Origin of the sequence: Cupriavidus sp. OV096 (assembly GCF_900115455.1) — a bacterium.
In the GTDB taxonomy this organism is placed as follows: domain Bacteria; phylum Pseudomonadota; class Gammaproteobacteria; order Burkholderiales; family Burkholderiaceae; genus Cupriavidus.
The window spans coordinates 100,059-113,899 of the sequence record NZ_FOWM01000003.1; the positions used below are offsets into that span (position 1 = coordinate 100,059).

Sequence of the window (13,841 nt, forward strand, 5' to 3'; positions counted from 1 at the left end):
CTCCTTAGCGATTTTCCGATGCCGACCGACTCCCCCGCCGTGCCCGCCGCTCACCGTTTCTCCGCCTGGCACCATGCGCTGCGCATGGCCCGGCGCGACTGGCTGGCCGGCGAGCTGACGCTGCTGCTGTTCGCGCTGGTGCTGGCCGTGGCCGCGCTGACCAGCGTCGGCTTCCTCGCGGATCGCATGCGGCTGGGCTTGGAGCGCGACGCGCGCCAGATGATCGGCGCCGATGTGCTGCTGGTATCCGACCAGCCCTTCGACCCCGCATTTGCCGAGCGGGCCCGGCGCGACGGCCTGCGCGTGGCGCAGACGGTAACGTTCCCCAGCATGGCCACCGCCCGCATCAACGGTGCACCCACGAACGGGGAGGCACCGAGCCAGCTTGGCGCCCTGAAGGCGGTGACCGATGGCTATCCGCTGCGCGGACGGCTCAAGGTGCTGCCGCCCGATGGCGGTCCGGAGCAGGAGGCCGAAGGCATCCCCGCGCCGGGCACGGTCTGGGCGGATCAGGCGCTGCTGGACGGCCTCGGCTTGCGCCTGGGCGATAGCGTCCAACTCGGCAGCAAGACCTTCCGCATCGAGCGCGTGATCACGCAGGAGCTGGACCGTGGCGCGGGCTTCATGAACTTCGCGCCGCGCGTGATGCTGCCGCTGTCCGATCTCGACGCCACCAAGCTGATCGGCTGGGGCAGCCGCGTGACCTACCGGCTGCTCGTGGCCGGCCCGGACGCCGGCGCCGCCGCCTACCAGCGCTGGGCGACCGACGAGATCGAGCGGCGCCACCTGCGCAACACGCGCGTGGAATCGCTTGATTCCGGCCAGCCGCAGATGCGCGCCACGCTGGATCGTGCCGAGCGCTTCCTGTCGCTGGTGGCGGTGCTGTCTTCGATGATCGCGGCGGTGGCCATCGCCATGTCTGCGCGCCGATACATGCAGCGTCATACCGATGCGTGTGCTGTATACAAATGCCTGGGTCTGTCGCGCGGGCAGCTGCTGGCCGCGTTCGGCATCGAATTCCTCCTGCTTGGCGCCGGGGGCGCGCTCGTTGGCGTGGCGCTCGGCTACCTCGCGCATTACGGGCTGCTGCTGTCGCTGGGTGGATTGCTGCGCGTGTCGCTGCCGCAGCCCTCGGTCATCCCGGCGCTGACCGGCGTGGCGGCGGGGCTGGTGCTGCTGGTGGGCTTCGCGCTGCCGCCGCTGCTGGCGCTGACGCGCGTGGCGCCGCTGCGCGTGCTTCGGCGCGACATCGGCCTGCCGCCGATCTCGGCCTGGGTGGCCTACGCGCTGGGGCTGGGCGCCTTCGTGGCGTTGTTGATGGTGGCCGCGCGCGACCTGAAGCTCGGCCTGACCACGGCAGGCGGGTTTGTCGGCGCGGGGGTGGCCTTCGCGGTGCTGGCCCTTGGGCTGCTGCTGGCGCTCTCGCGCGGCATGCGCGGCCGGGCGCGCGGCAGTGTGGGGTGGCGCTTCGCGCTGGCCGTGCTCGAACGCCGGCGCGGCGTGACCGTGCTCCAGACCGTGGCACTGGCCGTGGGGCTGATGGCGCTGCTGCTGCTCGGCATGACGCGCAACGATCTGGTCGATTCCTGGCGCAACGCCACGCCGGCCGACGCGCCCAATCGCTTCATCATCAATATCCAGCCCGACCAGCGCGACCCGCTGCGCGCGATGCTGGCCACCAATGGCATCCGCGACCTGCTCTACCCGATGGTGCGCGGCCGGCTGACGCATATCGACGATCGCCCGATCCAGGCCAGCACCTACCCGGACGGCCGGGCGCGCAATCTGGTCGAACGCGAATTCAACCTCTCGTATACAGACAAGCTGCCCGAGGGCAACGAAGTGATTGCCGGGCGCTGGACCGGCGACGCGGGCGGGGCATCGGTGGAGGAGGGCATCGCCAAGACGCTCCATATCAAGCTGGGCGATACGCTGCGCTTCGACGTGGCCGGCCAGAGCGTGGAGGCGCCGGTCACCTCGCTGCGCAAGCTCGACTGGGGCTCGATGCGCGTGAACTTCTTCGTGATCCTGCCCACGGACAAGATGCAGGGCCTGCCCGAGACCTACATCACCGCCTTCCACCTGCCGCCGGCCAAGGCGGCGCTCGGCAACCGGCTCACGGCCAGCTTCCCGAACATCACCGTGGTCAACACGGATTTGATCCTGCGGCAGATCCAGGCCGTGCTCGATCAGGTGATCGCCGCCGTGGAGTTCCTGTTCGTCTTCACGCTGCTGGCTGGGGTGACGGTGCTGTATGCGGCGCTTTCCGGTGCGCGCGACGAGCGCAAGCGCGATGCCGGCCTGCTCAAGGCCCTCGGCGCGACGGCCGCCACGGTGCGCCAGACGCAATACGCCGAATTCCTGGTCGTGGGCGGGCTGGCGGGGCTGCTGGCCAGCTTCGGCGCCATCGTGGTGGGCTGGGCGCTATCCCAGTTCGTGTTCGACTTCCCCTACCGCTTCAACCTGTGGATCGTACCGGTGGGGGTGGTTTCTGGCATGCTGTGCGCTTTTGCCGGCGGCTACCTGGGCCTGCGCGAGGTGCTGCGGCAGCCTGCGCTGGCCACGCTGCGCGATGTGCAGTGACCGCCGAGCCGCGAATTCTCTCGAATTGACATGATTACCGAACCTTCCGAACCCACCGACGCCACGACCCAGGAGGTGACCGCCTACGAACTGGTCGGCGGCGAGGCCCGCGTGCGCGAGCTGGTGGACCGCTTCTATGACCTGATGGACCTGGAGCCCGAGTTCAAGCAGCTCCGCTCCATCCATCCGCCGTCACTCGATGGCTCCCGCGACAAGCTGTTCTGGTTCCTGTGTGGCTGGCTGGGCGGCCCGAACCACTTTATCGAGCGCTTTGGCCACCCGCGCCTGCGCGCGCGCCACATGCCGTTCGAGATCGGCACGACGGAGCGCGACCAGTGGATGCGTGCCATGGCGCTGGCGATGCAGGACATCGGCCTGCCCGAAGACCTGCAGATGCGGCTGATGCAGGCGTTCTTCCAGACCGCCGACTGGATGCGTAATGTGCAGCGATAGGCGCATTTTGGGCGCGCGGGATGTACTGGACTTCTGGTTCGGCACGCCCGACGCGGCCATCTGGAATACGTCGCGGCGCGAATGGTTCACCAAGCGCGACGCCTTCGACGCCACCGTCCGCGACACCTTCCTGCCGACCTGGCAGGCCGCACATGAGGGCGCGCCGGACGACTGGTCCGCCACGCCCGAAGGCACCTGCGCCCGCCTGATCCTGCTCGACCAGTTCCCGCGCAACATGTTCCGGGGCGATCCGCGCAGCTTCGCCACGGACGCGCAGGCCCAGGCGCTGGCCCGCCGGATGCTCGCCCAGGGCTGGGACCGCGAACTGCCCACGCCGTGGCATCGCATGTTCTGCTACCTGCCGTTCGAGCACGCCGAGTCGCCCGAGGCGCAGGACATCGCCGTGCGCGAATACACCGCGCTGCGCGAAGACACCGCCGGCGAGGTCGATGGCGTGGAATGGGCCATCAAGCATCAGGAAATCATCGCGCGCTTCGGCCGATTTCCGCATCGCAATGCCGTACTGGGCCGCGCCAGCACGGACGACGAACTGGCGTTCCTGAAGCAGCCCGGTTCCTCGTTTTGAGGGGTGCCGGCCCGCCAGTGGCGTTTTCGCCGCTTGGCGGGTCGGCCGCCCGACCCGATTGCTTATAATCCCAATCCTGCCGATTCGAGAGTCCGCCCGACCCCATGGAAGCCAAACCGCAAGCCGGCCCGCGCCGAACCCGAGACCGCATCCTCGACGTCTCGCTGCGCCTGTTCAATGAGCTTGGCGAGCCCAACGTCACCACCACGACGATCGCGGAAGCCATGGAGATCAGCCCCGGCAATCTCTACTACCACTTCCGCAACAAGGACGACATCATCAACTCCATCTTCGTGCGCTTCGAGCAGGAGATGGAGCGCCGCCTGAAGATGCCGGAGGACCACAAGGCCACGCTGGGCGAAAGCTGGGGCTACCTCCAGTACATGTCCGAGTTCCTGTGGAACTACCGCTTCCTGTACCGTGACATCAACGACCTGCTGGCGCGCAACCGGATGCTGGAAACCAACTTCAAGCGCATCGTGGAGCAGAAGAAGCGCTTCGCGCTGGAGATCTGCCGCCAGTTCCAGGAAGACGGCGACATGGAAGCCACGCCGGAGCAGGTGGACGCGATTTGTACCAATATTGTTGTGATTGCCACGTACTGGCTGTCGTTCCAGTTCGTGCAGCATCCGCGCCAGTACAACGATCCCGATCAGATCCGGGGCTACCTGCACGGCTCGAGCTATCACATCTTCTCGATCCTGGCCCCGTACCTGCGCGGCAAGGCGCGCGAGGCATTCGATCAACTGGCGCGCGAGTATGCCGTCACCAAGGCGGAGGCCGAGGCCGCCGCTGCCGCGAAGAAGGAAAGACAGTGAAATCGGTTTGTGTCTATTGCGGGTCCAGCCCCGGCTTCCGTCCGGAATACGCCGAGGCGGCCCGTGCGCTGGGCGCCACCATGGTTGAACAGGGGCTGGCGCTGGTCTACGGCGGCGGCAAGGTCGGGCTGATGGGGATCGTGGCGGACAGCGTGCTGGCGCACGGCGGCACGGCCATCGGCGTGATTCCCGATGCGTTGATGCAGAAGGAAGTCGGCCATCGCGGCCTGACCGAACTGCACGTGGTGCGTAACATGCACGAGCGCAAGCAGATGATGGCGGACCGCTCGGACGCGTTCATCGCCATGCCGGGCGGCGTCGGCACGTTCGAAGAGCTGTTTGAAACGTTCACCTGGGCCCAGCTCGGCTACCACGACAAGCCCGTGGGCCTGCTGAACGTGGCCGGCTTCTACGACGGCATGCTGGCTTTCCTGAACCACGCCGTGGGCGAAGGGTTCCTGAAGCAGGTGCACGCCGACATGCTGCACGTGTCCGACACGCCCAACACGCTGCTCGGCAAGCTGGTCGCCGCGCCGCGCGTACGCGTGGACAAGTGGATCGAGAAGCGCGAAGAGACCTGACCCGCCGGGACTGGCGCCCGCCAGTCCCGACTCGCCCTGATTAGCGGCTAACTAACCCAGCCAGCCGCCGATCCACCGCACCACGTGCGGCCCGCCGATGGCGATCCAGGTGCCGCCGCACAGCACGAGCGCCAGCATGACCGCCGCGCTGCCAAAGTCCTTGGCGCGCTTCGACAGGCTGTGCCGCTCGAGCGAAATCCGGTCCACGGCGGCCTCCACGCTGGAATTCAGCAATTCCACGATCAGCACCAGCAGCAGCGTCCCCAGCAGCAATATCCGTTCGACCGCCGAGATCGGCAGCAGGAACGCGCATGGCGTGAAAATCACCACCAGCGTCAGTTCCTGCCGGAACGCGCTCTCTTCGAGCACCGCGTAGCGCAGGCCGGACAGCGAGTTGATCGCCGCGTGCCAGGCGCGGCGGATACCGCGATTGCCTTTGTGGGGGTTGTTCTCGACCGAGTACTCAGTCTCCGGAGCGGACGGCAGCGGGGGATGCGGTTTTGGCATGATCGTGCGCAGCGGTGGGAGCCGTGGTGTCTTGGGGGGCTGCCGACGCTGGCAACGGCCGCAGGTGAGCGAGGAACTGCTCGGACGCCGCGCGCCACGAGAACTTCTCGGCGTGGGCGCGAGCGGTGACGCGGTCGATGCGCAGCGCCTCGAGGCAGGCTTCGCGCAAATCCTCGTGCATCACGCCGGCCGGGCTGTCGCCCAGCACATCGATCGGCCCGGTAACCGGGTACGCCGCCACGGGCAGGCCGCTCGCCAGCGCTTCCAGCAGCACCAACCCGAAGGTATCGGTGCGGCTCGGGAACACGAAGACATCGGCAGAAGCATACACCTTGGCCAGATCGGGCTGCTCGAGCACGCCGAGATAGCTGGCGGACGGATAGCGCGCCTTCAGGCCGGCCAGCGCCGGGCCATCGCCCACCACCCATTTCGAGCCGGGCAAGTCGAGTTGGAGGAAGGCCTCGACGTTCTTCTCCACGGCCACGCGGCCCACGTAGAGGAAGATCGGGTGGGCGGTGTTGAGCACGTTGGCGCGCTCGGCGGTGAAGACGTCGAGGTCCACGCCGCGCGTCCACAGCACGCCGTGGGTGATGCCGTACTGGTGCAGGTCGTGCAGCACCACCGGCGTGGGCGCCATCACAGCACGCGCTGGACCATGGAACCAGCGCAGGAAGCGGTAGGTCCAGGCCAGCGGAACGCCGAAGCGGGCCTGCACGTACTCCGGGAAGCGCGTGTGGTAGGCCGTGGTGAACGGCAGGCCGTGGCGCATGGCGTAGCGGCGCGCGGCCAGGCCGAGCGGGCCTTCGGTGGCGATGTGCAGGGCCTCCGGGCGGAAGGCGTCGATGCGGGCGCGTACCTTGGCCGTCGGCAGCAGCGACAGGCGGATTTCCGGGTACGTCGGGCATGGCACGGTGCGGAATTCCAGCGGCGTCAGCAGGTCCACCGTGTGGCCCATCGCCTCCAGTTCGCGGCGCGTGGACTTGAGCGTGCGCACCACGCCGTTGACCTGGGGCTCCCAGGCATCCGTGACAATCATGACTCGCATCGAATCTCCTTGCGGCAGTGTGGCCGGGTGAGGTGTCGTGGGGGCGGGGCGTGTCAAAGCGCCATCTCGGTGGCGCGGCGGCGCCGGCGTCCCACTGGCTCGGGCGGATCGAGCAGCGTGGTCCAGTAGACGATCTTGAGCTCGCCTTCCATGGTCTCGACCAGCGCCGAGAGGCTTTCCACCCAGTCGCCGTCGTTGCAGTAGAGCTGGCCGTCCACCTCGCGGATCTCCGCCTTGTGGATGTGGCCGCAGACCACGCCGTCGCAGCCGCGCCGGCGCGCCTCGTCCACCATCGCGTGCTCGAACGAGTTGATGTAGCTGACCGCGTTCTTGACCTGATGCTTCAGGAATTGCGAGATCGACCAGTACTCGAAGCCGAGCCGGGTGCGGATGCGGTTGAAATGGCGATTCAGCGCCAGGATCATCGTGTACAGCGAGTCGCCCAGGTACGCCAGCCAGCGCGCGTGCTGCACCACGCCGTCGAACAAATCGCCATGCACCACCCAGAGCCGGCGGCCGGTGGCGGTCACGTGGATGGCGTCCTCGCGCACGGTGATGTCGCCGAAAGCCATGCCGTCGAACTGGCGCGCCACTTCGTCGTGGTTGCCGGGCACGTAGATCACTTCCGTGCCCTTGCGCGCCTTGCGCAGCAGCTTCTGCACCACGTCGTTGTGGCTCTGCGGCCAGTACCAGCCACGGCGCAGCTGCCAGCCGTCGATGATGTCGCCTACCAGATAGAGCACGTCGGACTCGTTGTGCTTCAGGAAATCGAGCAGATACGTGGCCTGGCAACCGGGCGTGCCGAGATGGATATCGGACAGCCAGATGGCGCGGTAGCGATGTGTGGGAGGTTCCGAAGCGGAGGCGGGGCGGTTGCCCGATTCGGCGTGGAAGGCTGGGGCGGCGGGAGCGGCCGGTGACAGTTCCGTCGGCGGCGGCATGAAGGCCGCCAGTGCGGCGGACAGCGAGAGCGTGGTGTCAGGCTTGCCGCGCAGGCGTTGCGCGGCCCTCGACAGACGCCCCCGAGCAAACTGGAGAGCTTGAACCATGGCGGCCCCGGTATCGGCGATGGGTGCATTGAGCCCTTGCCGCGTGACGGTGCCGTGACGGAAACATGAATGTCACATGAAGATCGAGGTGCGCTGCGGGGTTTGTTGTGGGGTTTGTTGTGGCGCCGGGGTGCGTAGCGAGGCGAGGGCGGCCAGCGTGGCGTCCACGGCGCGCGGGTGGCGCAGCAGGGAAACATGGCCGATGCCGGCCAGCGGCACGTTGCGCGCGCCGTCGAGCCAGGAGGTGCCCGGGGGCCCGGCGATGGAGTCGTGCCAACTGAACACCGAGACGATGCGCGCGCGCAAGGCCGGCGTCTCAGCCAGCGCCAACGCCTTCAGCCACGGGCTGTGCCAGCGCATCTGCCGCGCATTGCGGCCGCCGCCGAAGCGGGCGAGGGCGCAGCCGTGATGGGGCGAGCCAAGGGTGACGATGCCTGAGCAGGGCGGATCATCGCTCTCCCGCAACGCTAGCACCTGCGCGGCCCGTGCGGCGAGTCCGCCCATGCTGTGGCAGACCACGAGCGGCGCCTGGCCCGTGCGCGCGGCGATCCCGCGCATGCGGGCGAGCAGGGTCGGCGCGTAGTCGTCGATATCGCCCAGCACGGGTTCGAGGTCGATCCCTTCGCAGCGATAGCCGGCGGCGGCCAGCGTGGGCGCCATGTCAAGCCAGATCGCGTGATTGCAGCCGTAGCCGTGTACGAGCAGCACCGTCGGCGCGTCGGCATTGGCGGGCGAGTCAAAGGTGATGCGCGAGCGGAATGGCTGGAGCCAGTTGAACATGCGGAAGACCGCGCGGCATTCCGAAAGATAGCAGGCGAGCGCGCCGGAGAGGCCGAGCGGCTGGCGCGGGGGCGTGTCGGAGGGATGGGGAAGGCGTGCATCCAGCGCGATGCCGGCGCCGCCCAGCGTGGCGACAAAAGCAATCCCGACGCCGATACCGAAGCCCACCAGCACGGCCAGCAGCGCCGCGCCGATGGCGAGCGGCCACGGCCAGCCGGCCCCTTCGGCCAAACCTGCTGCGAGGCCGCCGGCCGCCAGCGTCTGCGCGGCCACAGCCACGCGGCGCAGGGCGGCCGCCGTCAGGCTCATGACTTCGCGGCCGGGCGCGGGTCGCGCAGATCACGCAGGTCAATCAGGCGCGTGCCGGCCAGCCGGTCATGCAGGAACTGGCGGCGCGGGTCGAGCCACGCCAGCGCAATCCACACCAGCAGACCGGCCACCAGCGCGCCGACGAACGGCCCGCGCGTGAGCCCGAGCGCATGGCCGACCGCCGCCGCGGGCGGCAGCCACAGCCAGGCCAGCACATAGCGCAGCAGCGCGCGGGTCCAGTGCGGCGGCTGGCCGGCAGCCGTCTCGAGGCGGATGCGCCACGTCTGCATCGCCAGCGTCTGGCCGTTGCGCTGCCAGAACCACGTGAAATAGCAGGCCAGTACGACGAACATCCAGGCCTGATCGACATAGGGCTGGTCGATACCGAGGCGCTGGAGCACCGGGCGCGCCAGCAGATAGACCGCGCTGGCGGCCATCAGCACGCCGAACAGCAGCACGCCCTCATAGAGCATGCAGGTCAGGCGGCGGCGCAGCGTGGGCGTGCGCGGGGCGCGCGACGGCATGGAAGCGGGAGAAGCGGGGGAGGCAGGGCTGGCGGCAGGCATGGCGCGGGTTCCGGGTGAGCGGCAATTATGCCAAATCCGGGGCGGCGCGCCGCGCGGCCGGGAAGGTGGCCGGGAAAGGTGTTACTGGCGGGGGGAGTCGGGCGGACTGATCGGGATGTCGGTCGCCGCCTCGCCGGTGACCGGCGGCGAAAGCGACTCGGTGGCCGGTTGTGCTGCGGGTGCCGAAGCCGCAACTTCCGGCGGCGTTGCGGGCGTGACCGGCACGGGTGCGGCGGCGACCGGTGCCGAGGCCGGCGACGCCGGTGTCGATGCTGTCAGCGCTGGGGGCAGCGCGGCGGCATCGCTGGCGGGTTTATTGACGCGGATCTGGTGGCCGGAATCGGTCGGCAGACGCTTGCCGGAAGGCAGGCCGCTCACTGCGCCGGGGCGGCGCGGCACCTTCTCGGCTGCCGCCAGTTCCTTCTTCTGCGCCTCGGGAAGCTGTTGATAGCGATCCCACGCATCGGCCTTCTTCTCGGCCGGCACCGTACGGGTGATCTGGTAGTTCTCGCGCGCCACGCGGCGTTCCTGCGGCGTCATCTTGACCCATTCGGCCATCCGTTCCTGCAGCCGGGCCTGTTCCTCGGGCTTCAGCGACGGGTAGCGATCGGCAATACGCTGCCACTTGCGGCGGTTGAGTTCGGGGATGGTGTCCCAGAGCGGGCGCAGCGGGGCGAGGATCTGCTGGTGCGTCGGGGTCAGTTCGACCCAGGTCGGATGCACATGGACCACGGCCGGCGCCGAGGCGCCCGCACGGACCTCGTGGGCTTCGGCGGCCTGCGTCAACTCGCCCGAGGCCAGCGCAACCACGGCGCCAAGGCTGGCGCACAGCGCGGTGAATCGGGCCAGCCGGCGCGGTGAGGCGTCGGAGCGGAAGTGAGCGCGCGCCATCCTATTGATCGCGGTCGTGCTTGAGGAACACGTGGAAGCCCTGGTCGGCGTAGGCCGTGGGCGGCAGGTCGTCCAGCAGCATGGCGGCGTCCACGTCGGCCAGCTCCTCCACGCGCTTCTGCTGCTGCCACTGGTAGATGCCGGTCACGCCGACCACCAGCGCCACCAGCGTCCAAAGCAGGGCGAGCCGGCGCAACCATGCGCCAGCGCGGTGCAGCGGCGAGTCGTCTTCATCGTCGAAGATGGCGCCATGGCCGCCGGGCAGGGCGAATTGTGGCACCGTGGCCGGTGCGGCGGCTTTCTTCGCGGCCAGCGCCATGCGCCGCGCGGCGGCGAGCCGTTCGGCAATGTCCGCCGGCACGGCATCCGCCGAGGCATCGAGTGCCGAGCGGATCTCGCGGGCGAAGCGGCGTTCCTGTATATCTCGTTCGTTTCGGCTCATAGTCGGACCCCCCGTGCGCGCAAGGCCTGCGCCAGTGTGTGCGTTGCACGGGAACAGTGCGTCTTGACGCTGCCTTCCGAGCAGCCCATCGCGGCTGCCGTCTCGGCCACGTCCATATCCTCCCAGTAACGCATCAGGAAAGCTTCGCGTTGACGCGTGGGCAGACGCTGGATTTCCTGCTCGATGATGTGCATGACCTGTGCCCGCTCGACCTTGTCGGCGCTGCTTTCCGCGGATTCTGACCCAGCCTGGGCCTCGAGAGTTTCCAGCAGGTCGTTGTCATCGCCTTCGCGGTCGTCGCGCAGGTTCGAGAACAGGGTTACCCACGTGTTGCGTACTTTCTGGCGGCGGAAATAGTCGTGGATCGTGTTCTGCAGGATGCGCTGGAACAGCGGCGCCAGCTCGGCGGCATGCTTGTCGCCGTACTTTTCGGCCAGCTTGATCATGGCGTCCTGCACGATGTCCAGCGCGGCTTCGTCATCCCGCACGGCGAATACGGCCTGCTTGAAGGCACGTCGTTCCACGCTGGAGAGAAAGTCTGAGAGTTCCTGGTCAGTGGCCATGCAGGCAGGAATGTGCCGCGAAAGTCGCGCGGCGGGTCGCAAATGTCTGCGATGCTAGCAAAAAACAGCCGGCTTGGGCGATGCTGTATTAGTTTGCAGACAATATGACGGAGGGGTCGCTTGCGGCCGTTGCGCCATCGTGGTGCGTCTGCAAAAAAGTCTCCAGGGGGCCATAGACCACGCTGGTGCATTGCAGTATCATCATCGGTTCACACGACATCAGTGGTTGTCTCATCAGACCGCTTATAAGGCGGTCTCTTCATGCAGACGCGCACCGCTTGAACCCGAGCCACAAGCCCGGCAGAGAGCATCCAAACAATTTTTTGCCGAAAATTGCAAAGGACTGAAATGAACATGCCCAGCGCGGAATTCTCCCACGCAGACAGCAATTCATCTGCCGCACCCGAAATGATCGGTGCGGAAATTCTCTGTCACGCACTCGCCGAAGAAGGCGTCGAATACGTCTGGGGCTACCCCGGCGGCGCGGTGCTGTACATCTACGACGAACTCCACAAGCAAAAGAAGTTCGAGCACATCCTGGTGCGCCACGAGCAGGCTGCGGTCCATGCCGCGGATGGTTACGCGCGCGCCACGGGCAAGGTCGGCGTCGCCCTGGTGACTTCCGGCCCGGGCGTGACCAATGCCGTGACCGGCATCGCCACCGCCTACCTGGACTCGATCCCGATGGTGGTGATCACCGGCAACGTGCCGACCCATGCCATCGGCCAGGATGCCTTCCAGGAATGCGACACCGTCGGCATCACGCGCCCGATCGTCAAGCACAACTTCCTCGTGAAGGATGTGCGCGACCTCGCCGCGACGATCAAGAAGGCGTTCTTCATCGCCGCCACCGGCCGTCCCGGCCCCGTGGTGGTCGACATTCCGAAGGACGTGTCGCGGAACTCGTGTAAGTACGAGTACCCGAAGACGATCGACATGCGCTCGTACAACCCCGTGAACAAGGGGCACTCGGGCCAGATCCGCAAGGCTGTCGCGCTGCTGCAGGGCGCCGAGCGTCCGTATATCTATACGGGCGGCGGCGTGGTGCTGGCCAATGCCAGCGATGAGCTGCGCCAGTTGGCCGCCATCACGGGCCATCCGGTCACCAACACGCTGATGGGCCTGGGCGCGTTCCCGGGCACGCACAAGCAGTTCCTCGGCATGCTCGGCATGCACGGGACGTATGAAGCCAATATGGCCATGCAGAACTGCGACGTGCTGATCGCCATCGGCGCCCGCTTCGACGACCGCGTGATCGGCAACCCGGCGCACTTCACCGCGCAGGCGCGCAAGATCATCCATATCGATATCGACCCCTCGTCGATCTCGAAGCGCGTGAAGGTCGACATTCCCATCGTCGGCAACGTCAAGGACGTGCTCCAGGAACTGATCGCCCAGCTGCAGGCCAGCGACGTCAAGCCCAAGCGCGAGGCCCTGGCCAAGTGGTGGGACCAGATCGAGCAATGGCGCTCGGTGGACTGCCTCAAGTACGACCGCAAGAGCGAGATCATCAAGCCGCAGTACGTGGTGGAAAAGATCTGGGAACTGACCAAGGGCGACGCCTTCATCTGCTCCGACGTGGGCCAGCATCAGATGTGGGCCGCGCAGTTCTACAAGTTCAACGAGCCGCGCCGGTGGATCAACTCCGGCGGCCTGGGCACGATGGGCGTGGGCCTGCCGTACGCCATGGGCATCAAGAAGGCGTTCCCGGACAAGGAAGTGGTGACCATCACGGGCGAAGGCTCGATCCAGATGTGCATCCAGGAACTGTCCACCTGCCTCCAGTACGACACCCCGGTCAAGATCTGCTCGCTGAACAACGGCTATCTGGGCATGGTGCGCCAGTGGCAGGAGATCGAGTACGACAACCGCTACTCGCACTCCTACATGACCGCGCTGCCTGACTTCGTCAAGCTGGCCGAGGCCTTCGGCCACGTGGGTATCCGCGTGGAAAAGACGGCCGATGTGGAGCCGGCGCTGCGCGAGGCGTTCCGCCTCAAGGACCGCACCGTGTTCCTGGACTTCCAGACCGACCCCACGGAGAACGTGTGGCCGATGGTCCAGGCGGGCAAGGGCATCTCCGAAATGCTGCTCGGCGCGGAGGACCTGTAATGCGACACATTATTTCGGTCCTGCTGGAAAACGAACCCGGCGCGCTGTCGCGCGTGGTGGGGCTGTTTTCGGCGCGCGGCTACAACATCGAGACGCTCACGGTGGCCCCCACCGAGGATGCGTCGCTGTCGCGGATGACCATTGTCACCACCGGTTCGGACGACGTGATCGAACAGATCACCAAGCACCTGAACCGCCTGGTGGAAGTGGTCAAGGTGGTGGACCTGACGGAAGGCGCGCACATCGAGCGCGAGCTGATGCTCGTGAAGGTGCGCGCGGTGGGCAAGGAGCGCGAGGAAATGAAGCGCACCGCCGACATCTTTCGGGGCCGCATCATCGACGTGACCGAGAAGACGTACACCATCGAGCTGACCGGCAACGGCGGCAAGCTGGATGCGTTCCTCGATGCCATCGACCGCACCGCGATCCTGGAAACCGTCCGTACGGGCGGTTCCGGCATCGGCCGCGGCGAACGCATCCTGAAGGTCTGACCGGCGCACCCGGCAGCGGCCACAAGCCAATCGCAGTATCCCCGGCGGCGCGACGCGTGAATCGG

General features: G+C 67.3%; 15 protein-coding genes. 7 read left to right on the forward strand and 8 right to left on the reverse strand.

Going from position 1 to position 13,841, the window contains the following annotated elements:
- Positions 1-18: 18 nt before the first annotated feature.
- The 5 genes from BM115_RS07720 to BM115_RS07740 all read left to right on the forward strand — a co-directional run bounded on the left by BM115_RS07720 (position 19) and on the right by BM115_RS07740 (position 5,021).
- Positions 19-2,583 carry an ABC transporter permease gene (locus BM115_RS07720; RefSeq protein WP_092292337.1) on the forward strand — a complete coding sequence of 855 codons (2,565 nt, stop codon included), beginning with the start codon at positions 19-21 and terminating at the stop codon, positions 2,581-2,583.
- Positions 2,584-2,613: 30 nt separating this feature from the next.
- Entirely contained in the window at positions 2,614-3,036 is a 423-nt protein-coding gene (locus tag BM115_RS07725) for a group II truncated hemoglobin (protein ID WP_092292339.1), read from the forward strand.
- On the forward strand, positions 3,023-3,622 hold the full coding sequence (locus BM115_RS07730) for a DUF924 family protein (protein WP_092292341.1): 600 nt from the start codon (positions 3,023-3,025) through the stop codon (positions 3,620-3,622). The genes BM115_RS07725 and BM115_RS07730 overlap by 14 nt, the downstream gene beginning before the upstream one ends.
- A gap of 104 nt (positions 3,623-3,726) precedes the next feature.
- A complete protein-coding gene (locus BM115_RS07735) occupies positions 3,727-4,440 on the forward strand; it encodes a TetR/AcrR family transcriptional regulator (RefSeq protein ID WP_092292343.1) in 714 nt (237 codons plus the stop codon).
- Positions 4,437-5,021 (forward strand): LOG family protein, encoded by a 585-nt coding sequence (locus tag BM115_RS07740; RefSeq protein WP_092292345.1) that lies wholly within the window; start codon positions 4,437-4,439, stop codon positions 5,019-5,021. Before BM115_RS07735 ends, BM115_RS07740 begins: the two co-directional genes overlap by 4 nt.
- 51 nt (positions 5,022-5,072) lie before the next feature.
- Here the strand turns inward: BM115_RS07740 and BM115_RS07745 are convergent, their stop codons facing one another.
- From BM115_RS07745 to BM115_RS07780, 8 genes are all read right to left on the reverse strand, one after another.
- Positions 5,073-5,528, reverse strand: coding sequence for a diacylglycerol kinase (locus BM115_RS07745; protein WP_092292347.1), 456 nt, complete (start codon positions 5,526-5,528; stop codon positions 5,073-5,075).
- Positions 5,485-6,573: a glycosyltransferase family 4 protein gene (locus BM115_RS07750; protein WP_092292349.1), complete on the reverse strand. Its 1,089-nt coding sequence runs from the start codon at positions 6,571-6,573 to the stop codon at positions 5,485-5,487. The genes BM115_RS07745 and BM115_RS07750 overlap by 44 nt, the downstream gene beginning before the upstream one ends.
- 53 nt (positions 6,574-6,626) lie before the next feature.
- Positions 6,627-7,622, reverse strand: coding sequence for a UDP-2,3-diacylglucosamine diphosphatase (locus BM115_RS07755; protein ID WP_092292351.1), 996 nt, complete (start codon positions 7,620-7,622; stop codon positions 6,627-6,629).
- Positions 7,623-7,694: 72 nt separating this feature from the next.
- Positions 7,695-8,711, reverse strand: coding sequence for a lipase family alpha/beta hydrolase (locus BM115_RS07760; RefSeq protein WP_092292353.1), 1,017 nt, complete (start codon positions 8,709-8,711; stop codon positions 7,695-7,697).
- Positions 8,708-9,277 carry an RDD family protein gene (locus BM115_RS07765; protein WP_092292355.1) on the reverse strand — a complete coding sequence of 190 codons (570 nt, stop codon included), beginning with the start codon at positions 9,275-9,277 and terminating at the stop codon, positions 8,708-8,710. Before BM115_RS07765 ends, BM115_RS07760 begins: the two co-directional genes overlap by 4 nt.
- A gap of 81 nt (positions 9,278-9,358) precedes the next feature.
- Complete coding sequence (locus BM115_RS07770) at positions 9,359-10,168, reverse strand: DUF3106 domain-containing protein (protein ID WP_092292357.1); 810 nt, start codon at positions 10,166-10,168, stop codon at positions 9,359-9,361.
- A gap of 1 nt (position 10,169) precedes the next feature.
- The gene (locus BM115_RS07775; protein ID WP_092292359.1) at positions 10,170-10,610 is read right to left on the reverse strand and encodes a DUF3619 family protein; all 441 of its coding nucleotides are present in this window, start codon (positions 10,608-10,610) and stop codon (positions 10,170-10,172) included.
- A complete protein-coding gene (locus BM115_RS07780) occupies positions 10,607-11,173 on the reverse strand; it encodes an RNA polymerase sigma factor (RefSeq protein WP_092292361.1) in 567 nt (188 codons plus the stop codon). Before BM115_RS07780 ends, BM115_RS07775 begins: the two co-directional genes overlap by 4 nt.
- A 348-nt stretch (positions 11,174-11,521) precedes the next feature.
- Between BM115_RS07780 and BM115_RS07785 the strand changes: the two genes are divergently transcribed.
- The gene (locus BM115_RS07785) at positions 11,522-13,285 is read left to right on the forward strand and encodes an acetolactate synthase 3 catalytic subunit (protein ID WP_092292363.1); all 1,764 of its coding nucleotides are present in this window, start codon (positions 11,522-11,524) and stop codon (positions 13,283-13,285) included.
- Positions 13,285-13,776, forward strand: coding sequence for an acetolactate synthase small subunit (ilvN, locus tag BM115_RS07790; protein WP_008643328.1), 492 nt, complete (start codon positions 13,285-13,287; stop codon positions 13,774-13,776). The genes BM115_RS07785 and ilvN overlap by 1 nt, the downstream gene beginning before the upstream one ends.
- Positions 13,777-13,841: the final 65 nt, after the last annotated feature.

What these genes read in the sequence shown, in the direction of transcription:
- BM115_RS07720 (WP_092292337.1), top strand. Translation starts at nt 19, where the DNA reads ATGCCGACCGACTCCCCCGCCGTGCCCGCCGCTCACCGTTTCTCCGCC.
- BM115_RS07725 (WP_092292339.1), top strand. Translation starts at nt 2,614, where the DNA reads ATGATTACCGAACCTTCCGAACCCACCGACGCCACGACCCAGGAGGTG.
- BM115_RS07730 (WP_092292341.1), top strand. Translation starts at nt 3,023, where the DNA reads ATGTGCAGCGATAGGCGCATTTTGGGCGCGCGGGATGTACTGGACTTC.
- BM115_RS07735 (WP_092292343.1), top strand. Translation starts at nt 3,727, where the DNA reads ATGGAAGCCAAACCGCAAGCCGGCCCGCGCCGAACCCGAGACCGCATC.
- BM115_RS07745 (WP_092292347.1), bottom strand. Translation starts at nt 5,528, where the DNA reads ATGCCAAAACCGCATCCCCCGCTGCCGTCCGCTCCGGAGACTGAGTAC.
- BM115_RS07750 (WP_092292349.1), bottom strand. Translation starts at nt 6,573, where the DNA reads ATGCGAGTCATGATTGTCACGGATGCCTGGGAGCCCCAGGTCAACGGC.
- BM115_RS07755 (WP_092292351.1), bottom strand. Translation starts at nt 7,622, where the DNA reads ATGGTTCAAGCTCTCCAGTTTGCTCGGGGGCGTCTGTCGAGGGCCGCG.
- BM115_RS07760 (WP_092292353.1), bottom strand. Translation starts at nt 8,711, where the DNA reads ATGAGCCTGACGGCGGCCGCCCTGCGCCGCGTGGCTGTGGCCGCGCAG.
- BM115_RS07765 (WP_092292355.1), bottom strand. Translation starts at nt 9,277, where the DNA reads ATGCCTGCCGCCAGCCCTGCCTCCCCCGCTTCTCCCGCTTCCATGCCG.
- BM115_RS07770 (WP_092292357.1), bottom strand. Translation starts at nt 10,168, where the DNA reads ATGGCGCGCGCTCACTTCCGCTCCGACGCCTCACCGCGCCGGCTGGCC.
- BM115_RS07775 (WP_092292359.1), bottom strand. Translation starts at nt 10,610, where the DNA reads ATGAGCCGAAACGAACGAGATATACAGGAACGCCGCTTCGCCCGCGAG.
- BM115_RS07780 (WP_092292361.1), bottom strand. Translation starts at nt 11,173, where the DNA reads ATGGCCACTGACCAGGAACTCTCAGACTTTCTCTCCAGCGTGGAACGA.
- BM115_RS07785 (WP_092292363.1), top strand. Translation starts at nt 11,522, where the DNA reads ATGAACATGCCCAGCGCGGAATTCTCCCACGCAGACAGCAATTCATCT.
- ilvN (WP_008643328.1), top strand. Translation starts at nt 13,285, where the DNA reads ATGCGACACATTATTTCGGTCCTGCTGGAAAACGAACCCGGCGCGCTG.